This window comes from Pedobacter hiemivivus (assembly GCF_005144565.1).
GTDB classification, from domain to species: domain Bacteria; phylum Bacteroidota; class Bacteroidia; order Sphingobacteriales; family Sphingobacteriaceae; genus Pedobacter; species Pedobacter hiemivivus.
Genome location: NZ_SWDX01000014.1, coordinates 75,453 through 100,004, shown reverse-complemented (window position 1 = coordinate 100,004; position 24,552 = coordinate 75,453). Strand labels below are relative to the sequence as shown.

Genomic DNA, 24,552 nt, shown 5'->3' with positions numbered 1-24,552 from the left:
CAAAAATAATTATTCTTGGGGGATTTGACTGCAAAACCAGATGAATTTAATTTATCTGGGTATAGAAAATATTTAGTTTCAGTCCTGATGCAGGGTTCTTTTTATGTTTATTAATAATAGAACGTGCAGCAGAAGTTACCGAAGGGCTTAGGTTAAACTCGGTAAGCGAGCTCGGCGCTAAAAACGTACCATAATCCTGAGTTTTGCCATCCAAAAGATCTTGAATGTACGCAGTGATTGTAAATATGTATCTGTTTCTAACAGAGTCGAAATAACCGCCAAACAAAGCTTCGCCCAATGCGCGAGGATCTCCGGCATATACATTTTGTATGCCATTGTCATTGTCAGGCACGTTTACCCTTTGACCAGCAATATCAAATCTGTATAAAGCAAGTCGCTGTGCTGCACCAAAAGGAACGACATCTGTAGTGTTGTTATTTAGGTCAATTACCAGTTCGGCTTTGTTCACAATCACTTTAGTATTTGGGCTGCCACCGTTTGCCGGTTTTTTTAAATCGGCAATAAAATTCTTCAAGTAAGGGAAAGATATTTTGTTTTTTAATCCCGCCAGCGCTTGTAAATAGGTTACGTCTGTTGCTGGGGGATTTGCGCCAAGTTGGTCTAGGATAACTTGAGTATAGCCATGATTAACCGTAGCGGTTACAGGACCTAAGCCAGCCCCAATTGGAAAGCTTACTGCTACTGTATCCTTCGCAGTAGGCGTAGTTGCATTTTGTTTTTTGTAATAAATCTCTAGTTTGCCATCAGTTCCTGCAAAATTGAAGAACATGATTCCTCCTTTGTTCGATGCTGTAGCGGAAACCTTCAAACCTTTAAACGATTTGAAAAAATTGTTTGGTTTTGATAAAGTGAGCGAGTCTTTATTCAGGATGTTCGTTTGAATAAAGGCATTAGTCAATTTGATCCTCATCTGAGGGACTACTTTTACTAAAGTATCTGGGCCTCCTTTAACAACAGTGGTAATAGATGTCTTAGTGGTTGGTCTGATTTTGCCGCTGAAAGTTCCAACGGTAGCGTCAACTGGCCAGTTTTTATCACTCTGGTATGTCTTCTCTTTCGATAAATCAAGGGTAAGCTGCTCCACATTTACCGTATACACGGATGTTGTTGTATCCCCATAAACCTGGCTCGTATAAGGTAAAACTAGTACTGCTGAATCTATCACAGGATTAGTGCCAAATTTATACGTGCTATAGTCCGCATTGGGTAAGGCAACAGCCATAGCTATGCTGGCTGAAGATGTACCAAATACACCATCAGTCATAAAGCCAAAAGGATATCTCGCCAATGAAACGCCCGAGGTTACATCGTCTCTTAAAGTTTGCGATGTAACGGTAGTCGTATCCATTAAATCACCTTTAATTTGAGAAGCATCGTCCAGATCCAAACCTATGGTATTGGAGTCTTTACAGGAAGCAAAAAGAAAAAGACCTATCAACATGGTTAATAAGTCTTGTTTTGTAAATTTCATATTTAATTTAATAATACCTGAGTTTATGCTAGTGAAGCCAATTCTTCATTTGAAATCTCCTCATACAAGGAATAGAAGTTTTCAAAATTTTCTGTTAAATTATAAGCTAAAGTTGGCTTATTAGAATCTTTAACAAATTTTAACACATTAACATGGATGTTTTCGTCTGCTAATACCACTGCATCAGAGTAAGTTACAGCCGCCATATGCAATACATCACAATCAGCGTTCTCAAACATCTTCGTATCATCAGCGGTCATCGAATTCATGATCGCTTTTTTATGCATGTCGACATTTAAAGTCTCAGTAAAACAGTTTTCATAAATAGAGTAAACTACCTTAGAGTTTTTAAACGTAGGATCGTTTTTGTAAGTCGTTTTGATATACGCAGGTACCAATGAAGTCATCCAGCCGTGGCAATGAACAATATCAGGAGCCCAGCCTAATTTCTTAACGGTTTCAAGTGCGCCTTTACAAAAGAAGATCGTTCTTTCGTCATTGTCTGCGTAAAACTTGTTCTCTTTATCCCTGAATACATACTTGCGCTGAAAATAGTCTTCATTGTCAAGGAAGTAAACCTGCATACGGGCAGCGGGGATAGAAGCCACCTTAATGATTAAGGGATTGTCATTGTCATCAATAATGATGTTCATTCCTGAAAGACGAATCACCTCGTGCAATCTGTTCCTTCTTTCATTAATATTCCCAAACCTCGGCATCAAAATGCGGATCTCAAATCCTTTATCCTGCATTGCCTGTGGTAATTGACGGGTAATTTCAGAAATCTTTGTGAGTTCAAGGAAAGGCGACATCTCGTGTGTAACAATCAGTAGCTTCGTTTTTGCCATCTCCATATTCTAAATAAAAATTTATGTTAAAGAAAAGATTATCAAGGGGCAAAGGTAAGCAAAATAATAACATTTATCAATAATATACGCAAGATGTTTTGTTGGGAATGGATAAATAACCAACTTTGCCCCTTGAAATTTTACCAGCTAGTTTGAAAGTCATAAATACTATAGCGGCATTAAAGTCGCTGCTTGAGCCAATTAAGTTGGCCAAACAGAAAATTGCATTGGTCCCAACAATGGGCGCATTGCATAAAGGACACGTATCGCTTATAAAAATAGCGCAGCAACAGGCTGATGTCGTGGTTTGCAGTATTTTTGTAAATCCTACTCAGTTTACTGATCCTAAAGACCTGGAAAAATATCCGCGTCCGTTGGAACATGACATGAAAATGCTGCAAGAAGCAGGATGTAATGTTGTGTTTATGCCTTCGGTTACAGAAATGTATCCTAAACCTGAAGAATGGCATATAGACCTTGGGCCAGCAGAGTTTCTTTTAGAGGGCGAATTTAGAAAAGGACATTATCAAGGCGTAACTCAGATTGTTAAGAAGCTGTTTGATGCTGTAAATCCTGATATTGCCTTCTTTGGCCAGAAAGATTTTCAGCAAGTGCTAATGATTAAAAACATGGTTTCCGAATTTAATCTGCCTGTTCAGATTGTTTCATGTCCTATTATCAGGGAGGACGATGGTTTGGCGATGAGTTCAAGAAACATCCATCTTTCGGCTGAAGATCGGGAAAATGCACTTGTGCTTAGCAAAGCGTTGACTTATGTGAAAGATAATTTCTCTACACACAGCATTCCTGTATTGCTGGAAGCGGCAAAAAAGCTGATCAATGGAACACCAGGTGTGGAGCTCGATTATTTTACCATTGCTAATGGAGCTACGCTGCTACCCGAAGAAGATAAAAAACATCATGATATTGTAGCATTGGTTGCTGCTAAGGTAGGACAGACCCGCCTTATTGATAATATGATACTGAATTGAAAATAGAAAAAACCTCCCATCCATAAAATTGGTTAACTTTGCGTTATGATTATCGAGATATTAAAATCGAAAATTCACCGTGTTAGAGTAACACAGGCGGAACTGCACTATGTTGGAAGCATTACCATCGATGAAGATTTGATGGACGCAGCCCACATCATTCCAAATGAAAAAGTACAGATAGTAAATAACAATAATGGCGAGCGCTTTGAAACTTATGTGATTAAAGGCGCACGTGGTAGTGGTACCATTTGCTTAAATGGAGCTACCGCTAGAAAGGTTCAGGTTGGCGACATTCTGATTATTATGTCTTACGGATCTTTGCCAATAGAAGAAGCTAAGAAATACCATCCAATTCTAGTATTCCCCGATGATAACAACCACCTGTTGAAATAGTTCGTATTAATAAAAGTAAAAAAATGTTATGCAGCCATAGTAATATGAGCGAGAATATATAAATTTGCCATAACTTATTATTTTACAATATTATTATGCTATTTCAATTAAGTGAAGAACAATTGATGATCCAGCAGGCTGCAAGAGATTTTGCGCAGACTGAGTTAAAACCTGGAGTTATCGAAAGAGATGAGCATCAGAAATTCCCGGCAGAGCAGGTAAAAAAGCTAGGTGAGCTAGGTTTTCTGGGGATGATGGTATCAGAAAAATATAATGGCAGTGGTCTTGATGCCCTGTCGTATGTTCTGGTTATGGAAGAGCTGTCTAAAATAGACGCTTCTGCCTCAGTGGTTGTTTCTGTCAATAACTCACTGGTATGCTACGGACTGGAATCATACGGATCTGATTTTCAAAAAGAAAAATATTTAAAGCCATTGGCTGCCGGAGAAAAGATTGGGGCTTTCTGTTTATCAGAGCCCGAAGCAGGATCAGACGCTACCTCACAGCAAACTACTGCTGTAGATATGGGTGACTACTACCTGTTAAATGGAACTAAAAACTGGATTACCAATGGCAATACTGCTTCAACTTACCTGGTTATCGCGCAAACCGACAGGTCATTACGACATAAAGGGATCAATGCTTTTATCGTTGAAAAGGGAATGGAAGGCTTTACTGTAGGGCCAAAAGAAAATAAAATGGGTATCCGTGGTTCCGATACACATTCATTGATGTTTAATGATGTTAAGGTTCCTAAAGAAAACAGGATTGGTGAGGATGGCTTTGGCTTTAAGTTCGCTATGAAAACACTTGAAGGTGGCAGAATTGGTATCGCTGCTCAGGCATTAGGAATTGCTGCTGGAGCGTATGAACTTGCATTAGGGTATGCGCAACAGCGTAAATCGTTCGGTAAGCCAATTGCGGAACATCAGGCGATCGCCTTTAAGTTGGCTGATATGGCTACGCAAATAGAAGCGGCGCGTTTGTTAGTTTATAAAGCGGCTTGGTTAAAAGATCAAGGGCAGTCCTATACCTTAGCTGGTTCGATGGCAAAACTATACGCCTCTAAAGTAGCTATGGACGTCACTATTGAAGCTGTACAGATCCATGGCGGATATGGGTTTGTGAAAGAATATCATGTTGAGCGCCTGATGCGAGACGCAAAAATTACCCAGATTTACGAGGGAACTTCAGAAATTCAAAAGATGGTGATTTCAAGAGAGATCATTAGATAAGAGTATATCACAGATTATAGTTGAGATTGTTTAAAAGGCCCCGAGCGGGCCTTTTTTGTTATAGTATAAAGTGACTTTATCTACAATTGAGAAAGTTCAGTCTCCTTAAGGGTAACTGGACTTTAACGGCATATGAACGGGTGTTGAACGGACATTGAACGGCTGGAGCCGTTCAGTATCCGTTAATTATTAGTTAATATAGAGCTCTGGTTTGGTGCAATGACAGGTAGCTACCAAAGGTGTGCTATAACTCAATCTGTCTTCTAATGCTCTCTTCTAATGAAATCAGTGTTTCTGTGCGCTGAATCCCTGGTACGGCCTGTATTTCCTCATTTAGTACATGTCTAAGGTGACTGGTGTCCCTACAGATGATCTTGGCAAACATACTATATGCCCCTGTCGTATAATGAAGTTCAACTACTTCTTTGATTTTGCTTAGCTGCTCTACCGCATCCTTATATTGAATCCCTTTTTCTAAGTAAATACCTAAAAAGGCGGTAACGTCATACCCCGCTTTTTGAGGATCAATAATTAAATGTGAGCCTTTTATGATGCCCATTTCCTGTAGTTTTTTCATTCTAACATGTATGGTGCCACCCGAAACGATCAGATCTTTAGCTATTTCGGTGTAAGGCTTAGTAGCGTCTTGCATCAATTGTTTTAAGATGTCAATATCCAGGTTATCAATTTCTAAATTTTGGCTTTCTTTTTTAAGCATGATTTTGATATTTGTTAACGATAATCAAATATAATTATAAATCTGATAAAAATAAAATTAAATGATTAGAATATTTGCAACGTATTAGGGTTGTTGTTACATTTGTATCAAGCAAGTAACAAAAAATAATCGTTCTTTAACATTTGCTTATACTCTGTAGGGTGGTGAAATTGGCAGACGCACCTCCTTGTCTCGGTGGTGGAGAATATGGAAAACCCGTAAGGGCTAACTACTCCTTGAAGGTTCGACTCCTTCCCCTACAGCAATTAAGTAGTAAGATTAGAATCAACCTAAACCAAAATCTTACTACTTAATTAATTTTGTACTTTTAAATTATGTTGGGTGGTGAAATTGGCAGACACGCCTTCTTGTCTCGGTGGTGGGGATAAATGGATAAACGCAGTTTATGGGTTGACCACAAATTAATTTTTGAACTGTAGCTAACTACCCCTTGAAGGTTCGACTCCTTCCCCAACAGCCAGTTTTTTTATGAATAATAAGTTAGTTAAAAACGAGTAATCTTGGATGAGATTACTCTTTTTTTTTGCTCTTTTTCGTTTCGGCGAGCTCTAAATTTTCTTTAACTCTAAATCTTGTCATTTCTTTAATCAGTTTTAGTGGCAATGGCCTATTCAGTGGCAGCTGAATCGCTGATGTACTCACTTTATAATCCGATAATTCATCTTTAAATGTATCGTAAACCTTAGATGGGGGAATAGAAATAGAGATGTGATTTTTGTATGCCGAATAAAAGATAAGCATCCCATGGAACTTGAAAGCAGGGATGTTGTAACTGATCACTTCTTCTGCCTCCGGTGCATTTTCCTTAATAGTTTCTCTGATCACCTCTAATAAAAATTGTACATCTTCAGGGAACGTATTGATGTACGATTCAACAGTGGTGAATTTTGTTTTTTCTTCAGGCATCTTCTTTTGTTTTTATGTTGAAAAACAAATATCGGTGGCATTAACCAGATCTGATGGGGGCGTTGGCGACAATTTTGGGGTGGTTTACGGCAAAAAGACTTTAATTCATCCCTTCTTTTTTTAATTTGTAATGATTTTAAATACCAATTAGTATATAGCTTTTATACTAATCAGGAAGGAATTGGTTAAGTTTGAAAGAAAAAATATTATGTATCAGATTTTAAAAAGCGCACATTCAGGTTGGCGTTACCTGGTTTTAATTTTATTGGTAGTGGCAATTATTCAGGCATTATCTGGATGGCTTGGCAAAAAACCATATACTGAAGGAAATAGAAAAGTAAACCTTTTCACTTTAATCTCTGCGCACATTCAGCTTTTAATGGGTTTAATCCTCTATTTTATGAATGGATGGTATAAAATTGATAGCTCCGTAGCGATAGGTCGTTATTGGAAAATGGAACACATAGGAATGATGATTTTTGCCATTATTCTAATCACTGTAGGAAATGCGAGATCTAAGAAAGGTACAGATGCAGCGGTGAGACACCGTTCTGTTGCGCTTTATTTTGGCCTTGCACTGGCCCTAATTATTGCTGCAATTGTAGCGATGGTTAATGCCGATCCTAGCCGTTCATTCTTTGGTGTTTCATAAAAATTACAATTTTAATTTTGCATTGTAAGATTTATTTATATTTTTGTGACATATGATTAACAATATACATACTTGGCAATGGCGTAGTACTCTAAAAAAGAGTCTAGTCGTAGCTTTGTGTACCTTATAGTTTATCAACCTAAACCAAACCACATTAAAACCCGACGTAGACCACACGTCGGGTTTTTTGTATTCAAGGTTTTTTGTCCTACGGGGCAGATGCTTGGTTTGCTGATGCAGGTATGCTCCTCGTCATCCTGAATTTATTTCAGGATCTCGGAAGAGAAAGAGGACTTTAAGTGCGGGATCCTGAAATAAATTCAGGATGACGATGGTGCTAATAGAACGAAAAAAAATATTAAAGAAATAGTTAACATGAAGACTAATTATATAATTAACACAACTTACAAGAAAAGACTTGCAGATACCACTACTCCGGTGAGCATCTATTTGCGGTTAAGGGATGTGTTTCCAAACACCATTTTGTTGGAAAGTTCGGACTATCATAGTCGTTCCAATTCAGTGAGTTACGTTTGTGCCGAGCCAGTAGCCGGTATTTTATTACAGAATGATGTGTTGTCCACTTATTTTCCTGACGGGCGCAAGGAAGAAAAGACGGATTTTGTACTGGCCGAAGAAATTGATGCTTTTAAAGCAGAGTTTGCACCGGGTGTAGTTGAAGATACCAGGTACATTTCAAGCGGACTCTTTGGATATTTTACCTGGAATGCCGTACAGCATTTTGAAGACATTAAGTTTAGCGCTACTACGCCGAAAGGTCAGGAGATTCCAGTAATGCAATATCATATTTACAGATATATCATTGCGATTGATCACTTTAAAAATGAGATCACCTTATTTAAGAATACCTTTAATGGAGATGATAATGACGATCTGGAAAAGATTGAATACATTATTCAGAATAAGAATTTCCCGGAGTACAGCTTTAAGATTGATGGCGAGGAGCAGTCCAACATGAGTAACGAGGGCTTTATGGACATTGTGGAGAAAATGAAGAAACACATTTTGCGTGGTGATGTATTCCAGATTGTACCTTCCCGCGCATATAATCAAGGTTTCCTTGGAGACGAATTCAACGTGTACCGTTGTTTAAGATCTATCAATCCATCCCCTTACCTGTTCTATTTTGATTACGGAAGCTTTAAATTGTTTGGTTCTTCGCCTGAAGCGCAAATCACGATAAAGGATAATGTGGCTAATATTTTTCCAATTGCGGGTACTTTTAAACGTACCGGAAATGATGAGGAAGATGCGGAGCTGGCCAAAAAGCTGGAGCAGGATCCGAAAGAAAGCGCAGAGCATGTGATGCTGGTAGATTTGGCAAGAAATGACCTGAGTAGACATTGCAATGGTGTTGAGGTAAAATCGTTTAAAGAAGTGCAGTATTATTCTCACCTGATCCACTTGGTGTCGAAGGTAAGCGGAAATCTTCAATCAGATGTTTCAGCGTTTAAGGTTGTCGCAGATACTTATCCAGCAGGTACGCTAAGCGGTGCACCCAAGTATAGGGCTATGCAACTGATTGATGAATATGAGGGTTTGGGGCGTAATTTTTATGCAGGTGCAATAGGTTATATGGGCTTTAATGACCAGTTTAATCATGCCATCATGATCAGAACCTTTATGAGTAAAAATAACCAGCTGCATTACAGGGCAGGAGCGGGCATTGTTGCCGATTCTGTTGCCGTAAATGAGCTGAATGAAGTAAATAATAAAATTGCCGCCCTGCGAAAAGCAATACAGATGGCTACAGATATTTAAGAAAATGGATAAGAGCATACAAAAAAAGGTATTGGTTATCGACAACTACGACTCCTTTACCTATAATTTAGTCCACTTGGTGAATGAATTGGACAGAGAAGTGGAAGTGTGGAGAAATGATAAATTTGATTTGGCAGATGTAGATCAGTTCGATAAAATTATCCTGTCCCCAGGACCCGGCATACCTGAAGAAGCTGGTTTGCTATTGGATGTCATTAAGACTTACGCTGCAACCAAAAGTATTTTTGGTGTTTGCTTAGGGCAGCAAGCTATTGCACAGGCTTTTGGTGGAACCTTGTTAAATTTAGGAAGGCCAATGCATGGAATTGCAACGCCAATTACAGTGTTGGATAAAACGGAGCTGCTTTTTAAGGACTGCCCAGAGACCATAAATGTAGGTCGGTACCATTCATGGGTAGTGAACAATGAAGGATTGCCTGATTGCCTTACGGTAACTGCAACAGACATAGATGCAGAGATTATGGCTTTGCGTCATAAGGAATTAGATGTGCGTGGCGTTCAATTTCACCCGGAAAGCGTGCTGACAGAGTATGGAAAACAAATGATGAAAAACTGGTTAGAAAGCTAGATATGACTATTTTAGATAAAATTGTATTGCGTAAAAAAGAAGAAGTGGCTGCTGCTAAACAAGCTGTTTCTGTTAAACAGTTAGAAGCAGGCTTACACTTTAACCGCAATCCGTATGTGTTTAAGGATTTTTTACTGGATAAAAATCGGACAGGTATTATTGCTGAATTTAAGCGTAGATCGCCGTCCAAAGGGATCATTAACGACCAGGTAACAGTAGAAGAAGTTACCCATGCTTATGCTGCTGCGGGAGCTTCAGCACTTTCTGTGCTTACGGATGTGAATTTCTTTGGTGGTCATACCAACGACTTACTGGCAGCAAGAGCAGCCAATGAAATCCCTGTTTTGAGAAAGGATTTTATGATCGATGAATACCAGATCCTTGAGGCGAAAGCTTTGGGTGCTGATCTGATTTTATTGATCGCGGCGATTTTGACCCCTGCAGAGATTAAAAATCTATCTGCGTTGGCGAAGAGCCTGGGTCTAAATGTGCTGCTTGAAGTACATAATCTGGAAGAGTTGCAGCGCAGTATTTGTAAAGATTTAGATGCGATTGGGGTAAATAACCGTAACCTGGCCGATTTTACTGTAAATATTCAAACTTCTTTTGATTTGGTAAATCAAATACCTAATGAGTTTATGAAGATCTCAGAAAGTGCCATAAGTGCGCCAGAAACGATTAAAGAACTAAGGGCTGCTGGTTTCCATGGCTTCCTGATTGGAGAGAACTTTATGAAGACAAGTAATCCGGGTTTGGCTATGCAAGACTTCGCACGACAGCTGATCTCGGTATAACTTTTGTATCTTTGCACTTTAAGATGGGAAAACAGAAATATTACGATACGGCACTTAAGCAAGAACGAGCAGTACTTGTAGGAGTGATCAGGCCTGGTGAAAAGCCTGAAGAAACCAGGGAATATCTGGATGAGCTGGCCTTTTTGGTAGATACAGCTGGTGGTGTGGTGGTGCATGAATTTACCCAAAAAATGCTGAAGCCAGACCGCTCAACTTTTGTAGGTACTGGTAAGCTAGAAGAAATAGCGGCTTATGTAAAGTCAGAAGAAATTGATATGGTTGTGTTTGATGACGAACTTTCGCCATCACAACTTAAAAATATAGAAAGGGAACTGCAGGTTAAAGTATTAGACCGAAGCAACCTTATTCTGGATATTTTTGCTGGTAGAGCACAAACTGCTCAGGCAAAAACGCAGGTAGAATTGGCACAATTGCAGTATTTATTACCTCGTTTAACCCGATTATGGACTCACCTTGAGCGCCAAAAGGGTGGTATTGGTATGCGTGGGCCAGGTGAAACACAGATTGAGAGTGATAGAAGGATGATTCTCGAAAAGATCGCCCTTTTGAAAGGTCGCTTAAAGTTGATCGATAAGCAGAACGAAACACAGCGTAAAAACCGTACCGAATTGATTCGTATTGCCCTGGTTGGTTATACCAATGTGGGTAAATCGACCATCATGAATATGCTATCGAAATCGGAAGTGTTTGCAGAGAACAAGCTTTTTGCTACGCTGGATACAACGGTTCGTAAGGTGGTAATCGAAAATGTACCATTCTTATTGTCGGATACGGTTGGTTTTATCAGGAAATTACCACATCATCTTGTGGAGTGTTTTAAATCGACACTAGATGAGGTACGTGAAGCGGATATTTTAATTCATGTGGTGGATGTTTCACATCCCAATTTCGAGGACCAGATCAATGTGGTAAACGAGACATTGAAAGATCTGGGAGCCAGGGATAAGGAAACCATTATGGTGTTTAATAAAATTGACGCCTATGTGAGTCCTCAGCCTGACCATGAAGATGAGGAACAGCTTGTGCTTACGTTAGAAGATTTTAAAAGGAGCTGGATGGGGGCTGAGAATACACCTTCCCTATTTATTTCTGCCCTGCACAAAGAGAATTTAGAGGAATTTAGACAGTTATTGTATGATAAAGTTCGTGTTATACACACAGAGCGCTATCCTTATGATAAGTTGTTATATTAATAGAAGAAAGGAACCATTATGGAAAGTAAACGTCAACAGAAATTTGCCGGGTTATTACAAGAAGAGTTAGCTGCAATTTTTCAGCGTGAAGGAGCGGCATATTTGCCAAATACATTGGTTACCATTACCAAGGTGCGGGTGTCTCCGGATCTTGCTGTTGCAAAGGTTTATTTAAGCTTTTTGAATACTAATAATACCAGTTTGTCGGTTGCTGAAGTCAATTCACATGCGGGAGAAATCAGGTATAAACTAGGGGGAAGGATTCGTCACCAGGCCCGTGTAATTCCAACGCTTACGTTTTTTGTAGATGATACCAATGAGTATGTTGAACACATGGATAAGCTGTTCGATAAAATCTCCAAAGACCGTAAAGAAAGCGGAAGCGAAGAGGAATAATTTTAATCGCTCCGTTTTTAAATTGCTTTGATTTAAAAAGCGTAAATTAGTATATGACAAAGATTCTTTTAGCATTTTTTGTTTTATCAGCATTTACCCTAAAAGCCCAGCCTGTAATGAAAGGTGGGCTTGAAAAGTTTGTTACGGCCAATAACATCTACCCTCGCTATTCCTTACACAATTGTATTCAGGGGACGGTAATCATTAGCTTTAAAGTAAATAAGGGCGGCGAAGTATATGATTCGAAAGTGAGTTCTGGCATAGGCACTGATTTGGATGATGAAGCGCTAAGACTAATCAGAATGAGCAGTGGCAAATGGATTGTGCCCCAAGATCACGATACAACCGTATCTCTTATTGCACCGATAAAATTTAACCTTTCCGGTTACGATTGTGATCAAAAGAACCCTGAAGAGATTAAAAGGGCTATTATTGCGTACAAAACGAGCGAAGACCTTGCAAATAGTATCCAAAATTTTTATAAAAACAAAGAAAAGGGAACTTACAGAAAAGAAGAAGAGCCCAGGTTTGTTGCTTTAAAAGAGGAATTAGGCTATAACGATGACTACTTTAAGGAACGAATATCGGATGGTCTTAAAAAGATTAAGCAAAAAGATAAACAAGGCGCCTGTGAAGACTTCCTTTTTGTAAAATACATGGGCTCGGATCTGGCAAATGAAATGCTGGAAAAATATTGTAAATAACTTGCAGTTCTTTTTGTTAGTTAATGATGTTGATCGCGTCTTCAATAATATGAGCCTTAATGCCAGTTACTTTTCCAATATATTCCCCGTCTACTTGAAAGTGAACTCTGCGTGTTGTTTTAATGGTAAGGCTTTTGGTCTGAAAGGATTCGATGTTTTTTGGATTGAAAGGTAAGTTAGTAAATCTGAGTTTTAAGATTTCCATTACTGAGTACTTCTTAACTAGGATTATTTCGAAAAGATCATCGTCTAATTTTCCTTCGGGGTTAATTTTAACACCGGTCCCGTACATGGTTGCATTTGCAATTACCACCATTGCCGCTTGTGATCGAATAATCTGATCTTTTATCTTAAACTCCACATGCATTTTGTTGTGGCTCCATAAAGCAGTCAAGGCAGCTTTTGCGTATCCAAGCATGCCCCGGTGTGATATATTGTCGAACTTTTTAACGAGGTATGCATTAAATCCAATATCTGCAAGGTGTATACACAGCTCCCCATTTGCCATTGTTGCATGAATCTTTTTGGGTCTGCCGTTTACAGCAACATTTAGGGCCTCATTAATCTCTAATGGTATGCCTAATTCTCTGGCCATGCCGTTGGCTGATCCCGTAGGAATTATCCCAATTGGTGTATCTGTTTGAAGTAAACACTCAGAAACCATTTTCAAGGTCCCATCTCCACCAACAGCAATAACCCGATCGGCTTTTGATTTATGAATAATAGCCTTAATTTTTTCCAGTGCGCAGTTTTTAGGTAGTTCGTATAATTCAAAATGATGGTGACTATCGGTAAAGTATGCAGTTACGAGTTCATTGAAATTTATTTCTCCAACTCCGGAACCGGGATTTACAATAAACAGTAATTTTAGTTTCGAAGTTTCTTTATCCATCAGTTAAATACTTAATATAACAAACAACTACTACCGTAACCTGTTTTAATTAGTAATGAATAAATCTGTTAACGTTATAGTATACCACGGTTATGGGCATACACACAATTTGGTTGTGTACGGACATGTTTTTCGTTTTAAAGCTAAAAACAGGCAAGTTTATAGTGATAACCTATTTACAAACATCATTCATCTGATAAAGCTTTTTATACTTAAACCCTATCCCTTTATAAAAGTTAGGTTACAATTTTACGGCCAAACAGTTTATGGGCATACAGAATATGATGGCTTTTTTAGATTTGAGTGGGAGGCAGATAAAAATGTCATTGCTGGGTGGCATGGTGTTAAGGTGGCAGCCCTAGGTCAAAATGATGTGGTTCTTGCCGAAGATGATGGATTAGTTTATGTTCCTCACATTACTCAATTTGCTTTTGTTTCTGACATTGATGATACGATAATGATTTCTCATTCTGCTACAATTGGCCGTAGGCTTAGAGAATTGTTTATTAAAAACCCCAGAACCCGTAAAACATTTGCAGATACGCGATCACTTTATAATAAACTGGCTTTATCACATACAGATCTGGGACACCCTAATCCTTTTTTTTATGTATCGAGTAGTGAGTGGAACTTGTACAATTATCTCGTAGAGACTTTTAGATTTAACGGGTTGCCCGAAGGCACTTTTTTGCTAAATCAGATTAAACGATGGAGAGATTTGATTAAAACAGGTAAAACCGGACATGATGGGAAGCTGATAAGGGTTATGCGTATTTTGGAGGCGTTCCCCAATCAGAAGTTTGTTTTTTTTGGAGATAACAGCCAACAAGATCCGCTCATCTACACCACTATTGCCCGCAAATACCCTGAAAAAATAGCTGCTATATATATACGCAATATTCGTAAAGAGAAGGAAGTTGAAACTAGAAGGCTTCTCGATGAAATTGAGAAGGCTCAAGGTATTAAAACCTGCTTGTTCGATAAGAGTAGTGATGCCATTGAATATGCCGTCATGACGGGGCTTATTTCGGTTTAGCGATTTAACTAATCGATTTGCCAAAAGGAGTAAAGGCAAGGTTCATCAATTTGAAATGTTGTCTACCAAAAGGTATTCCTATAATTGTAATACAAAAGAGTAATCCGAAAACTAGGTGGGTAAGTGCAATCCAGAAGCCCCCAAAAATTAGCCATATAACATTCATAATTGTAGACAGGCAGCCTGTATTTGAGGAGGTGTCGGTTATTTTAACGCCAAAAGGAGCGAGGCCTACAAATGCAAATTTGAAACATTGTAAGCCAAAAGGGATACCGATAATTGTTAGACAAAGGATTAAGCCACCAATTATGTATTCAAAGAATATAAATATGCCTCCAAAAACTATCCAGATAATATTACCAATTAAGTTCATTTTATTTTTTAAATTAAGATGAAATAGGGAAAGGTTAGTTACAGCGTAGTAATTTTTTTTGACGATTATAAAATGAGGCTATTGACATCATGTTTTTAGTGTGTAATATTGCGTATGGTTTTTAAGTTAGACGATAATGAAATTGTTTTCCCGAGGCCAGAACTGGCCGATCCAGATGGGTTATTGGCAATAGGCGGTGATCTGAGCGCCGAAAGACTTATGCTGGCCTATAAGCATGGGATTTTTCCCTGGTTTAGTGAAGGCGACCCAATATGCTGGTATGCACCAATGGAACGGTGTGTAATTTTTCCTGGAAATGTAGTGATCAGCAAAAGCATGTCTAAGCTGCTTAAATCCGGCGCTTTTAAGGTTACTTACGATCAATCTTTTAAAGAAGTGATAGAAAGTTGTGCCAAGATTGGTAGAAAAGATCAGGACGGCACATGGATAACTCAGCAAATGCAAGAGGCTTATATAGAATTGCACAGGCGTGGGCATGCGCATAGTGTAGAAGTATGGCGGGATGAGGTATTGGTTGGGGGCTTATATGGTGTTCAGATGAATCAGATCTTTTGCGGAGAAAGTATGTTTAGTAAAGTAAGCAATGCCTCTAAATGTGCCCTGATCTGGCTTTGCCAGAACAAGGATTTTGCGATGATAGATTGTCAGCTCCCCAATGATCATTTGATGAGCTTAGGAGCCGAGATGATTAGCAACGCCGCGTATGCAGATTGCTTAAAAACTATTTAAGCAGCTCGCTAATGTCATCTTTAGTTAATGACTTGAAGAAGCTTTCCTCGGTAGTAATTAAGGAGCTGGCGAGCCTCTTTTTACGGTTCTGAAGGGCCAGGATCTTTTCTTCTACCGTATCTTTTGCAATGAACTTATAAATAAACACTTTTTTGTCCTGTCCAATTCTATGGGTACGGTCAATCGCTTGTTGTTCAACTGCAGGGTTCCACCAAGGGTCAAGGATAAACACATAATCAGCCTGAGTTAAGTTTAATCCAACTCCGCCGGCCTTTATGGAGATTAAGAAAACCTTTAGTTCTGTATTTTGCTGAAATTCGGCTACAATTTCGCCGCGGTTTTTAGTTCCGCCATCAAGGTATGCAAATGGAATTTTTTCATCATCAAGATATTGCTTGAAGATAACGAGATGCTTTACAAACTGAGAGAAAATAAGAACTTTATGTCCGCCTTTAAGCACATTGTCGAGTGTATGTACTACGTTTTCGAACTTGCCAGAGTCGGAAGTATAGTTGTGATCAACCATTACAGGATGATTGGCCAGCTGTCGCAAGGCCGTAAGTCCCTGCAAGAGTTGTACCTGTTTTTTTGCGTACGTTCCATCGCCCATGCTATTCAGCAGATCATTCCTGTAGGCCGATTTGGTTTTCTCATAATACGCAGCCTGATCTTCACTCATGTTACAGTAAAAGATCTGTTCTGTTTTTGATGGCAGCTCGGCAGCCACTTGCTCCTTTGTTCTACGCAGAACAAAAGGTTTAATGATAGCCTGTAATTTCCGGGCCTTATCCTCGTCTTTTCTCTTCTCAATAGCCTGTACATATTCTTCGTTGAAGAAGGCTTGTGTGCCTAGTAATCCTGGATTTAAAAACGTTAGCTGTGTCCAAAGGTCGCTTACAGAATTTTCGACAGGCGTACCGCTGAGGATCAATTTATGCCTTGATTTGAGTGCTCTTACCGCTTTGAAAGATTTAGAAGTGGGGTTTTTAATGTTCTGACTCTCATCGAGTATGATGTAACTGAAGTAGAATTCTTTGAGAACATCTATATCTACCCGCGTAATGCCATAGGTCGTAATGATGATGTCGAAATCGGAAAAACGGCCAACATCTTTATTTCTGGCGGTTCCAATATGCGCGTGAATCTTTAGCTTAGGTGTAAACTTCTTTGCCTCATTAAGCCAGTTGTATATCAGCGATGTTGGCATAACGATTAAGGAAGTGCTGTGTTTGGATTGCTCCTGATCCTCTTCCTTTAGTTTTTGCAACATGGCCAATGTTTGGATGGTTTTACCCAAACCCATATCGTCAGCTAAACAGCCTCCAAAATTATACTCCCTTAAAAAGCTAAACCAGTTGTAACCTGCTTTCTGATAACCTCGTAAATCACCTTTAAAATGAACAGGCATCTGCGTATCAGTTATATTTTCAAAGTCATTCAGTTTTTGAAGCTTCCGACTTAAAGTGATATTCGCTAAACTGTCTTCAGCCAATTCATTGATCAAGCCGATATGGTGTTTTTTGAGCTTAAGCGCCTTTCCACCATCAGATAGGCTAAAGAGGCTTCCATATTGGGTAAACCACTTGTCGGGAATGATGGCGATTGATCCGTCGGGTAATAGGAACTCTCTTTTTTTATGAAGAATATGTTGTTTTAGGGCGATAAATGGAATGGGGTGACTGCCAAAATAAACAATAGCATTGATGTCAAACCAGTCGTTGTCTTCTTTGATGTCAAAGCTGATTTTATTCGTCGCAAATAAAAAGCGTTTAGTGCCTTTATGCTGCTCTATTTCGAAGCCTTCCTGACTAAGCTGCTCCATGTGTTCGTTAACCCAATTGATAACTGCATAGGATGGATCCTCTTCCTGATCTACTGGTGCTTCCAGGTGATGATAAAGTGCGCTTGTTTTCTTAAGTCCAAGGTCAATCAGTAAATTGAATTTTTGCTTCTCCCAGGTCACATCCCTTTTGATGCGGGTGAAAATATAGTTATCGCCATCTTTATCCAGATGAACAGTTACTTTCTTTTCATTTCCCATAGCAAACATATGTTCACCATATTTAAAGTGTAATTGTAGCTGAGAAACTCCTGCATCCACGTAAATTACTTTAATGATGGGGGTTGGCTCGTATTTTTCTGTTTTAATGTCAAAGCCTTCAGCATAAACATGATACTTCTCTATTAATGGTGCTACAAATTTCCCAAAATAGGCGTCCTCAGTAGATTTTGGAATGGTGATGAATCTTTTATTTAGAAAAGGCATTAATTTTTTGCCTTCAATATCCTGCTCAAAAAAATAAAGCATCTCGTTTAGCAATAACCAGGCAGGCTGATTACTAATTACCTGAGCCTCTTTAAACATAAAGTCGATGCGTAGGCCTTGATATTTTATGGTAGGAAAATAACGGGTCTCTGTTTCATTTCTTCTAAAGTGAAATAAGACTGTTGCTGGTTCTGTGGCAATCTCGATTTTCCTTTCTGCAGGCCAGCCATCTTTATCCATCAGATATAAAGAACCTTCTAATTTTATGATCTCCAATACCTCGGACAGTTTTTTTTCAATCTTTGGGCGTACACTCTCGTAAAACTTGTCGTTAAAAAACTTGCTAAAGAACTCTACAGGTCTGATGGCTTTCTTATGAAATTTCTTGATAATGAAGTCTTGTTCGGTTTCATCCAGTATTTTAATCAGCTTAAGGTCTGTGTCAGTAAGGTGTTTGATGAATTCCTTCGCTGTATGTGAAAAAACACGCTGATAAGTTAAGGAAAAATCGCCTTGCGGGTTTAATTGGACGATATGAGGTTCAATTAAATAGCCCAAATACGCATGTTTACATATAGAGTATACAATTTTGCAAGGTTTGGAGCTATCTACGCGTAACATTGGCTAAAAATTAAAACAATCAGGAGGTAAGCATTTAAAAATCTTTAAACTTACATCAAATTGAAATGCTATCAAATAAAATGGGCGAATTATTACCTGTTTTTTATTTCAGTTCGTCGAAAAAAAAAGGCTGTTGGTCGGGTATTACATTCATGTTGCCTAAAAGCATAAAAAATGCTGTAACGTTTCGCCGTTTCAGGCGACTTATATGTAAACAATTTGAAAAACTTAAAAACTAAAAAATATGAAAACTTTAGCAAAAACATTATTCGCCTCAGCTTTAACATTAATCGTTTTAGCCACATCAACTTTCAGTTCATCAGCAACTGAAAAAAGTATTAATCTTGCAACATCGGTAGACTTTAATAAAGTGATCGTTTCAGGGAACGCAAGAGTTGTATTGATCCAGTCTAACAAGCCACATGTAATGATGCCTGAGAACTACAACAAGGAAACTACTACTATCATTCAAAAAGCCGACAAGTTGTATATTACAACAACAGAGAAGGAGATGATCGACATTGTTGTTTATGTGAAAGATTTACAACGGATTGATGCCTGCCAAAAAGCAATCGTAAATACCAGGGGTAAATTTACTTCCAAAGTGCTTCAGGTATTTTTAAAAGATAAAGCCAGCGCTTATGTAAATGGTGATATCGCGAGCTTATATACTGTAGTAAAGGACAACTCTTCACTTCGTTTAAAAGGAACTTCAAAAGATCACACGGTAACTAAAGGAAGCATTGCTAAATTAAAAATGGATAAATTTGCAGCATTAAAAACCACAGTTACTGCAGCCGATGGTCAGGTTTTAGCAACAGAGTATTCAACCGAGATTCCAAGAGATACAGTGCTTGCTGGTAATAAAACGAAATAAGACGGACACAGAGACCATACTATACAAAAATGGCCAGAGAACTTATATTCTCTGGCCATTTTTGTATATACATGCTGGGTTAGCTTAGGTTAGGCTCTCAGCATGACGATCGGCTACAATCGGCTACAGGATGACGACTGGTTGTAAGGTGGCGACTTGATCACTGTACTAAAGATCGAATTTAATCCCCTGAGCCAATGGTAAAGTATTTGAGTAATTGATGGTATTGGTTTGTCGGCGCATATAAGCTTTCCAAGCATCCGAGCCACTTTCCCTACCACCACCAGTTTCTTTCTCACCACCAAATGCACCACCAATTTCGGCTCCTGATGTTCCGATATTTACATTCGCAATTCCGCAATCAGAACCTGCTACAGATAAAAACTGTTCTGCTTCGCGTAGGTTTAAGGTCATGATTGCAGATGATAAGCCTTGAGGAACGCCATTTTGTAAGGAAATGGCCTGATCGAGTGTCTTATATTTGATGAGATAGAGGATAGGCGCAAAGGTTTCTTCCTGAACAATCTCGTAATGGTTTTCTACTTCTGCTACACAAGGTTTTACATAACAACCCGATTGGTATGGATTGCCGTTCAATACGCCGCCTTCTACTATAAATTTAGCACCTTCTTTTTTACCTTTTTCGATCGCATGCGTATACATATCTACCGCTGCGGTATCAATGAGTGGGCCTACATGATTGTGCTGATCCAGTGGATCGCCAATGCGTAATTGCCCGTATGCTTTAGTCAATTTATTTTTAAAGTCTTCGTAAATATCTTCGTGGATAATCAATCGTCTGGTAGATGTACAACGTTGACCCGCTGTACCCACCGCTCCGAAAACGGCTCCAATGATGGACATATCTATATCCGCATCTTTAGAGATGATAATGGCATTGTTACCGCCCAACTCGAGAATGCTTCTTCCAAATCTGCCCGCTACTGCTGATGAAACCACACGGCCAATACGGGTAGAGCCAGTAAAAGAAACCAAAGGGATACGTTTGTCGTTGTTGATTAGGTCGCCAACCGCATTTCCAATTAGCAAGTTACTGATGCCTTCAGGCATATCGTTGTTTTTAAGTACTGTTGCAATAATATGCTGACAGGCAACCCCACATAATGGCGTTTTTGAAGAAGGTTTCCAGACGCAAACATTACCACATACCCAAGCCAGAGCCGTATTCCAGCTCCATACGGCAACAGGAAAATTAAATGCAGATATGATGCCTACGATTCCCATAGGGTGCCATTGCTCGTACATTCGGTGATTCGGTCGTTCGGAGTGCATCGTTAATCCATAAAGCTGACGCGAAAGACCAACGGCAAAATCGCAGATATCAATCATCTCCTGTACCTCACCAAAGCCTTCCTGCAAACTTTTCCCCATCTCATAAGATACCAATGTGCCAAGATCTTCTTTGTGCAAGCGCAATGCATCACCAAATTGACGCACGATGTCACCCCTTTTTGGAGCCGGTAAGCTACGCCAGAAAATAAATGCTTCTTCAGCCTTTTTTACTACAGCTTCATAATCTTCAGCGGTAGCTAATTGTACACTAGCGATCTTTTTTCCATCAACAGGAGAAAGACTATCTATCGTTTTTGCGTTTGCCGAAGCGCTCCAATTGATGCCCGTGCTAAAGGCCGGATTTAGATCAAGAACGCCTAAATTTTTTAAAACGGTACTGATATTATTTTGCATGACATAAATGGTTAGGTATACAAATCAACAAAAAAAATAATGGAAGGTTGGTAAGGAGAACCTCTAAATGAGTTTCGTGACTTGAATTTTACCTGATTTCAGATAATGTTGCGTTCTTTTGTAAAATAATACTGATCAGAGACCACTCGCATGATTAATATAATCAGTCAGTTAACTGTTAGGTTGTGTGTATGTTGAAAATTATTTCGCTTATCCCAACTATAATAGTTGTAAACTTATGATGTATTTAACAAAAAGGGATCTGTTCTTTAATTATTCGATACATGGAAGAGGAATTTTACTTTGATTTTAGTGATGATGCCCAACGATCAGTTGAGCGTTACGAGGAGATGATACGCAATCAGGATCAGTATTTTTTTGATGCCCAGGCTTTTGAAAATATTATTGATTACTATATTGAGAAGAGCGATCCAGTAAAGGCGTTGCAGGTGATAGAGTATGCAGTAAATCAACATCCATATGCTGCGGTTTTTTTAGTTAAACAAGCACAGTTGCTGTTTATAACAGATCAAACGGAACGCGCATTTTTATCCTTGCAGAAAGCTGAAATGCTGGAAGCTTCGGAAGCAGAGATCTATATTTTAAGAGGAAACATCTACAACAGCCTCGAAAGATACTCGGAAGCACTGGAGAACTTTCAGATCGCACTAGGCTTTGCAGAATCAACGGATGAAATTCTTTTGCAGATTGCTTATGTCTATCAGAATATGCTGGACTATGAAAGCGCAATTGTATACATTAAACAAAGCTTAGAGCAAAATATGGAAAACAAAGACGGTTTGTACGAACTGGCTTTTTGTTACGATATTTTGGATAAACAGGAAGAGAGTATCAAGTTTTATCAAGAATATATTGATAACGACCCATATTCTTATGCGGCATGGTATAACCTTGCCAACTCTTTTCATAAACTGGATCTGTTTGAGAAAGCCATTGATGCTTACGATTACGCTATCTTAATAAAAGACAACTTTGCTTCTGCCTATTACAACAAGGGCAATGCCCTGGTTCAGTTGGATCGTTATACGGAGGCCATTGAAGTTTATATACAAACTTTTGAATACGAACCACCTAATGCCGATACCTATTGTGCCATTGGGGAGTGCTATGAGAAGTTAGAAAAGATGGACGAAGCCAGGTCATACTATAAGAAATCTGTGAAAATGGATCCTAAGATGGCTGATGCATGGTTTGGAATAGGCGTTACACTTAACTTTGAGGAGCGTTATTTTGAGTCCTTGCATTTTTATAGAAAGGCCCTTGAGCTGGATGGTGAAAACCCAGATTTCTGGTTTGCTATGGCAGATGCGCATTACAAACTCGGACAGATAGATGAATCCGTTGCAGCCTACCATAAAGTACTTGAGTATAATCCGGTAGATGTAGAGGCATGGTTGGATTTTTCGACCGTATTGTATGAGCAAGGTAAGTTGCTGGAAGCATCTGAAACGATTTTAGATGCCATAAAAAACAATCCTGATGCTGCCGAGTTGTATTACCGTATGGTGGCTTATTTGTTTGCCCTTGGGAAAAAGAATGAAGCGCTTGTGTATCTTGAAACGGCCTTGGTTACTGACCCTGAAAAGCATTATATTTTATTTGAGTACTTGCCGCAATTGCAAGATAACAGCTCAATTATCGAAGTTATCAATAGGTATATTAAATAGTACTGTGCCTTTTATTAGATAGTATTGATAAAAACTGTCTATTTTTTTTCACCTTTGTGACCTATATGAATTACCAATTGAATAACATACCCGAGCGTCCTGTTAAACCACGTAATAAAGGAATTACAATGGTTATGGATAAGGGATTAAGCTTAAGACAGACAGAAGATTTTATAGAGGTTGCCGGAACGCATACTGATATTGTGAAGCTTGGATGGGCTACTTCCTTTGTTACCCCTAATTTAAAAGAGAAACTTCAGATCTATAGAGATGCCGGAATCCCAACTTATTTTGGCGGAACACTTTTTGAAGCTTTTGTGATACGCGACCAGTTTGATGACTATCGTCGTGTGTTGGATCAGTTTGGTATGGAGTATGCCGAGGTTTCGGATGGCTCTATTACAATTGAGCATGATTTAAAATGCGAATTTATTCAAAAACTAGCTCAGCAGGTTACCGTAATTTCTGAAGTAGGCTCTAAAGATGCAACCAAAATATTTGCGCCATATAAATGGATTAAATTGATGAATGCAGAGATCGAGGCCGGATCATGGAAGGTTATTGCTGAAGCAAGAGAGGGTGGAAATGTTGGTATTTACAGAGGCTCAGGAGAAGTTCGTGAAGGTTTGGTAGATGAGATTTTAACCCAAATACCTGAAGAAACAATTATCTGGGAAGCTCCGCAAAAGGAACAACAAGTTTGGTTTATCAAATTGCTGGGCGCCAATGTAAATATTGGTAATATTGCACCTGCAGAAGTTATCCCTTTGGAAACTATACGCCTTGGACTTAGAGGTGATACCTTTGATCATTTTTTGAACCTGGGGAAATAGTTCCTTAAACCCATCTAAAGCTATAAATGAGAAAATTTGGTTTAATAGGTTACCCTTTATCACATTCTTTTTCGAAGAAGTTTTTTGGCGATAAATTTAGGGAAGAACAAATCTCGGATTGTGAATATGAGTTATATCCTATACCCGAAATTGGACTCTTTTCGAGCCTGATTACTGAAGATAAGGCGCTTTGTGGTATCAATGTAACTATTCCCTATAAGGTTCAGGTATTGCCATTTTTAAATGAAATGGATGAAGCATCAACTGAAATAGGAGCTGTAAACTGCATTTCCATAAAAAGAACTGAGGATGGGCGGTGGCTTAAGGGCTACAATACAGATGCCTATGGTTTCGAAGAGTCGCTAAAGCCTTTACTGGAACCTTATCATCAAAAAGCATTGATATTTGGTGATGGGGGAGCTGCAAAAGCGGTAAAGTACGTATTAAATAAATTGAATATTTCCTTTCTGGTTGTCACCAGGAAGCCCGCTGAAGGCTGTATTCTGTATGATGCAGTTGATGAAAAGCTACTTCAGGAACACACTGTACTGATCAATACTACGCCTCTGGGAATGTCGCCCAATGCAGATACTTACCCAGATATTCCTTATGCTTATTTAACTGACAGACATGTTGCGTACGATTTGGTTTACAATCCTGCAGAGACTATCTTTCTAAAAGAGGTAAGGGAAAGAGGTGGAAAAACAAAAAACGGACTTGAAATGTTGCATCTTCAGGCGATACGTTCCTGGGAGATTTGGAATCCATAA

The 24,552-nt window shown here is 38.9% G+C and carries 24 protein-coding genes and 2 tRNA genes; 18 read left to right on the top strand and 8 right to left on the bottom strand.

The genetic code is table 11. The annotated features are described in order from the left end of the window. Positions 1 to 46: 46 nt before the first annotated feature. Together FBD94_RS24160 and FBD94_RS24155 are read right to left on the bottom strand one after the other, a co-directional pair. On the bottom strand, positions 47 to 1,492 hold the full coding sequence (locus FBD94_RS24160; protein ID WP_136882117.1) for a DUF4270 domain-containing protein: 1,446 nt from the start codon (positions 1,490 to 1,492) through the stop codon (positions 47 to 49). A 23-nt stretch (positions 1,493 to 1,515) separates the two neighbouring features. Further along, complete coding sequence (locus tag FBD94_RS24155; protein ID WP_225874830.1) at positions 1,516 to 2,340, bottom strand: glycogen/starch synthase; 825 nt, start codon at positions 2,338 to 2,340, stop codon at positions 1,516 to 1,518. A 152-nt stretch (positions 2,341 to 2,492) separates the two neighbouring features. Between FBD94_RS24155 and panC the strand changes: the two genes are divergently transcribed. The 3 genes from panC (at position 2,493) to FBD94_RS24140 (ending at position 4,963) form a co-directional block, all read left to right on the top strand. Further along, positions 2,493 to 3,332 (top strand): pantoate--beta-alanine ligase, encoded by an 840-nt coding sequence (panC, locus tag FBD94_RS24150; RefSeq protein ID WP_131612054.1) that lies wholly within the window; start codon positions 2,493 to 2,495, stop codon positions 3,330 to 3,332. A gap of 45 nt (positions 3,333 to 3,377) precedes the next feature. Further along, positions 3,378 to 3,728, top strand: a complete 351-nt coding sequence (gene panD, locus FBD94_RS24145) for an aspartate 1-decarboxylase (RefSeq protein ID WP_131612052.1) — start codon at positions 3,378 to 3,380, stop codon at positions 3,726 to 3,728. 95 nt (positions 3,729 to 3,823) lie between these two features. Then, entirely contained in the window at positions 3,824 to 4,963 is a 1,140-nt protein-coding gene (locus tag FBD94_RS24140; protein ID WP_131612050.1) for an acyl-CoA dehydrogenase, read from the top strand. Positions 4,964 to 5,207: 244 nt separating this feature from the next. Here the strand turns inward: FBD94_RS24140 and FBD94_RS24135 are convergent, their stop codons facing one another. Continuing rightward, entirely contained in the window at positions 5,208 to 5,681 is a 474-nt protein-coding gene (locus FBD94_RS24135) for an Lrp/AsnC ligand binding domain-containing protein (protein ID WP_090785720.1), read from the bottom strand. 155 nt (positions 5,682 to 5,836) lie between these two features. Here FBD94_RS24135 and FBD94_RS26060 point away from each other — a divergent pair. Both FBD94_RS26060 and FBD94_RS26055 read left to right on the top strand, forming a co-directional pair. Beyond that, positions 5,837 to 5,944 (top strand) — tRNA-Asp (locus FBD94_RS26060). A gap of 73 nt (positions 5,945 to 6,017) precedes the next feature. Then, positions 6,018 to 6,162 (top strand) — tRNA-Asp (locus tag FBD94_RS26055). Between the two features lie 50 nt (positions 6,163 to 6,212). Here FBD94_RS26055 and FBD94_RS24130 read toward each other — a convergent pair. Continuing rightward, on the bottom strand, positions 6,213 to 6,608 hold the full coding sequence (locus FBD94_RS24130; RefSeq protein WP_136882116.1) for an iron chaperone: 396 nt from the start codon (positions 6,606 to 6,608) through the stop codon (positions 6,213 to 6,215). Positions 6,609 to 6,816: 208 nt separating this feature from the next. Here FBD94_RS24130 and FBD94_RS24125 point away from each other — a divergent pair, with 208 nt between their 5' ends. The 7 genes from FBD94_RS24125 (at position 6,817) to FBD94_RS24095 (ending at position 12,739) form a co-directional block, all read left to right on the top strand. Beyond that, the gene (locus tag FBD94_RS24125; protein ID WP_131612048.1) at positions 6,817 to 7,260 is read left to right on the top strand and encodes a cytochrome B; all 444 of its coding nucleotides are present in this window, start codon (positions 6,817 to 6,819) and stop codon (positions 7,258 to 7,260) included. Positions 7,261 to 7,635: 375 nt separating this feature from the next. Next, entirely contained in the window at positions 7,636 to 9,042 is a 1,407-nt protein-coding gene (locus FBD94_RS24120; RefSeq protein WP_136882115.1) for an anthranilate synthase component I family protein, read from the top strand. 4 nt (positions 9,043 to 9,046) lie between these two features. After that, on the top strand, positions 9,047 to 9,631 hold the full coding sequence (locus FBD94_RS24115; RefSeq protein WP_169472397.1) for an anthranilate synthase component II: 585 nt from the start codon (positions 9,047 to 9,049) through the stop codon (positions 9,629 to 9,631). Positions 9,632 to 9,633: 2 nt separating this feature from the next. Next, entirely contained in the window at positions 9,634 to 10,425 is a 792-nt protein-coding gene (trpC, locus tag FBD94_RS24110) for an indole-3-glycerol phosphate synthase TrpC (RefSeq protein WP_136882114.1), read from the top strand. 23 nt (positions 10,426 to 10,448) lie between these two features. Further along, entirely contained in the window at positions 10,449 to 11,639 is a 1,191-nt protein-coding gene (hflX, locus tag FBD94_RS24105; protein ID WP_136882113.1) for a GTPase HflX, read from the top strand. An 18-nt stretch (positions 11,640 to 11,657) separates the two neighbouring features. Next, entirely contained in the window at positions 11,658 to 12,035 is a 378-nt protein-coding gene (gene rbfA, locus FBD94_RS24100; RefSeq protein ID WP_131612040.1) for a 30S ribosome-binding factor RbfA, read from the top strand. Between the two features lie 53 nt (positions 12,036 to 12,088). Further along, positions 12,089 to 12,739 (top strand): TonB family protein, encoded by a 651-nt coding sequence (locus FBD94_RS24095; protein WP_136882112.1) that lies wholly within the window; start codon positions 12,089 to 12,091, stop codon positions 12,737 to 12,739. Between the two features lie 16 nt (positions 12,740 to 12,755). Here FBD94_RS24095 and FBD94_RS24090 read toward each other — a convergent pair whose 3' ends face one another. Beyond that, positions 12,756 to 13,631, bottom strand: a complete 876-nt coding sequence (locus tag FBD94_RS24090; RefSeq protein WP_136882111.1) for a diacylglycerol/lipid kinase family protein — start codon at positions 13,629 to 13,631, stop codon at positions 12,756 to 12,758. Positions 13,632 to 13,686: 55 nt separating this feature from the next. On the opposite strand from FBD94_RS24090, the gene FBD94_RS24085 reads away from it, so the two are divergent. Continuing rightward, positions 13,687 to 14,667: an App1 family protein gene (locus tag FBD94_RS24085; RefSeq protein ID WP_131612033.1), complete on the top strand. Its 981-nt coding sequence runs from the start codon at positions 13,687 to 13,689 to the stop codon at positions 14,665 to 14,667. 4 nt (positions 14,668 to 14,671) lie between these two features. On the opposite strand, the gene FBD94_RS24080 is transcribed toward FBD94_RS24085, so the two are convergent. Next, a complete protein-coding gene (locus FBD94_RS24080; RefSeq protein ID WP_131612031.1) occupies positions 14,672 to 15,040 on the bottom strand; it encodes a YccF domain-containing protein in 369 nt (122 codons plus the stop codon). A 114-nt stretch (positions 15,041 to 15,154) separates the two neighbouring features. Here FBD94_RS24080 and aat point away from each other — a divergent pair, with 114 nt between their 5' ends. After that, positions 15,155 to 15,790: a leucyl/phenylalanyl-tRNA--protein transferase gene (gene aat, locus FBD94_RS24075; protein WP_136882110.1), complete on the top strand. Its 636-nt coding sequence runs from the start codon at positions 15,155 to 15,157 to the stop codon at positions 15,788 to 15,790. On the opposite strand, the gene FBD94_RS24070 is transcribed toward aat, so the two are convergent. Continuing rightward, positions 15,783 to 18,677, bottom strand: a complete 2,895-nt coding sequence (locus FBD94_RS24070) for a DEAD/DEAH box helicase (RefSeq protein WP_136882109.1) — start codon at positions 18,675 to 18,677, stop codon at positions 15,783 to 15,785. The two genes, aat and FBD94_RS24070, sit on opposite strands and share 8 nt — an antisense overlap. 244 nt (positions 18,678 to 18,921) lie before the next feature. On the opposite strand from FBD94_RS24070, the gene FBD94_RS24065 reads away from it, so the two are divergent. After that, on the top strand, positions 18,922 to 19,554 hold the full coding sequence (locus tag FBD94_RS24065) for a GIN domain-containing protein (RefSeq protein WP_131612025.1): 633 nt from the start codon (positions 18,922 to 18,924) through the stop codon (positions 19,552 to 19,554). A 168-nt stretch (positions 19,555 to 19,722) separates the two neighbouring features. Here FBD94_RS24065 and amaB read toward each other — a convergent pair whose 3' ends face one another. Continuing rightward, complete coding sequence (amaB, locus tag FBD94_RS24060) at positions 19,723 to 21,261, bottom strand: L-piperidine-6-carboxylate dehydrogenase (protein WP_136882108.1); 1,539 nt, start codon at positions 21,259 to 21,261, stop codon at positions 19,723 to 19,725. Positions 21,262 to 21,545: 284 nt separating this feature from the next. Here amaB and FBD94_RS24055 point away from each other — a divergent pair, with 284 nt between their 5' ends. From FBD94_RS24055 to FBD94_RS24045, 3 genes are all read left to right on the top strand, one after another. Beyond that, positions 21,546 to 22,949 (top strand): tetratricopeptide repeat protein, encoded by a 1,404-nt coding sequence (locus FBD94_RS24055; protein WP_131612022.1) that lies wholly within the window; start codon positions 21,546 to 21,548, stop codon positions 22,947 to 22,949. 65 nt (positions 22,950 to 23,014) lie between these two features. Then, entirely contained in the window at positions 23,015 to 23,782 is a 768-nt protein-coding gene (locus FBD94_RS24050; RefSeq protein ID WP_131612020.1) for a phosphosulfolactate synthase, read from the top strand. Between the two features lie 26 nt (positions 23,783 to 23,808). Continuing rightward, positions 23,809 to 24,552, top strand: a complete 744-nt coding sequence (locus tag FBD94_RS24045; RefSeq protein WP_136882107.1) for a shikimate dehydrogenase family protein — start codon at positions 23,809 to 23,811, stop codon at positions 24,550 to 24,552.

What these genes read in the sequence shown, in the direction of transcription:
- FBD94_RS24065 (WP_131612025.1), top strand. Translation starts at nt 18,922, where the DNA reads ATGAAAACTTTAGCAAAAACATTATTCGCCTCAGCTTTAACATTAATC.
- amaB (WP_136882108.1), bottom strand. Translation starts at nt 21,261, where the DNA reads ATGCAAAATAATATCAGTACCGTTTTAAAAAATTTAGGCGTTCTTGAT.
- FBD94_RS24070 (WP_136882109.1), bottom strand. Translation starts at nt 18,677, where the DNA reads ATGTTACGCGTAGATAGCTCCAAACCTTGCAAAATTGTATACTCTATA.
- FBD94_RS24120 (WP_136882115.1), top strand. Translation starts at nt 7,636, where the DNA reads ATGAAGACTAATTATATAATTAACACAACTTACAAGAAAAGACTTGCA.
- aat (WP_136882110.1), top strand. Translation starts at nt 15,155, where the DNA reads ATGGTTTTTAAGTTAGACGATAATGAAATTGTTTTCCCGAGGCCAGAA.
- FBD94_RS24055 (WP_131612022.1), top strand. Translation starts at nt 21,546, where the DNA reads ATGGAAGAGGAATTTTACTTTGATTTTAGTGATGATGCCCAACGATCA.
- FBD94_RS24050 (WP_131612020.1), top strand. Translation starts at nt 23,015, where the DNA reads ATGAATTACCAATTGAATAACATACCCGAGCGTCCTGTTAAACCACGT.
- FBD94_RS24080 (WP_131612031.1), bottom strand. Translation starts at nt 15,040, where the DNA reads ATGAACTTAATTGGTAATATTATCTGGATAGTTTTTGGAGGCATATTT.
- FBD94_RS24095 (WP_136882112.1), top strand. Translation starts at nt 12,089, where the DNA reads ATGACAAAGATTCTTTTAGCATTTTTTGTTTTATCAGCATTTACCCTA.
- FBD94_RS24155 (WP_225874830.1), bottom strand. Translation starts at nt 2,340, where the DNA reads ATGGCAAAAACGAAGCTACTGATTGTTACACACGAGATGTCGCCTTTC.
- hflX (WP_136882113.1), top strand. Translation starts at nt 10,449, where the DNA reads ATGGGAAAACAGAAATATTACGATACGGCACTTAAGCAAGAACGAGCA.
- trpC (WP_136882114.1), top strand. Translation starts at nt 9,634, where the DNA reads ATGACTATTTTAGATAAAATTGTATTGCGTAAAAAAGAAGAAGTGGCT.
- FBD94_RS24045 (WP_136882107.1), top strand. Translation starts at nt 23,809, where the DNA reads ATGAGAAAATTTGGTTTAATAGGTTACCCTTTATCACATTCTTTTTCG.
- FBD94_RS24160 (WP_136882117.1), bottom strand. Translation starts at nt 1,492, where the DNA reads ATGAAATTTACAAAACAAGACTTATTAACCATGTTGATAGGTCTTTTT.
- FBD94_RS24085 (WP_131612033.1), top strand. Translation starts at nt 13,687, where the DNA reads ATGAATAAATCTGTTAACGTTATAGTATACCACGGTTATGGGCATACA.
- FBD94_RS24125 (WP_131612048.1), top strand. Translation starts at nt 6,817, where the DNA reads ATGTATCAGATTTTAAAAAGCGCACATTCAGGTTGGCGTTACCTGGTT.
- FBD94_RS24135 (WP_090785720.1), bottom strand. Translation starts at nt 5,681, where the DNA reads ATGCTTAAAAAAGAAAGCCAAAATTTAGAAATTGATAACCTGGATATT.
- rbfA (WP_131612040.1), top strand. Translation starts at nt 11,658, where the DNA reads ATGGAAAGTAAACGTCAACAGAAATTTGCCGGGTTATTACAAGAAGAG.
- FBD94_RS24115 (WP_169472397.1), top strand. Translation starts at nt 9,047, where the DNA reads ATGGATAAGAGCATACAAAAAAAGGTATTGGTTATCGACAACTACGAC.
- FBD94_RS24130 (WP_136882116.1), bottom strand. Translation starts at nt 6,608, where the DNA reads ATGCCTGAAGAAAAAACAAAATTCACCACTGTTGAATCGTACATCAAT.
- panD (WP_131612052.1), top strand. Translation starts at nt 3,378, where the DNA reads ATGATTATCGAGATATTAAAATCGAAAATTCACCGTGTTAGAGTAACA.
- FBD94_RS24140 (WP_131612050.1), top strand. Translation starts at nt 3,824, where the DNA reads ATGCTATTTCAATTAAGTGAAGAACAATTGATGATCCAGCAGGCTGCA.
- FBD94_RS24090 (WP_136882111.1), bottom strand. Translation starts at nt 13,631, where the DNA reads ATGGATAAAGAAACTTCGAAACTAAAATTACTGTTTATTGTAAATCCC.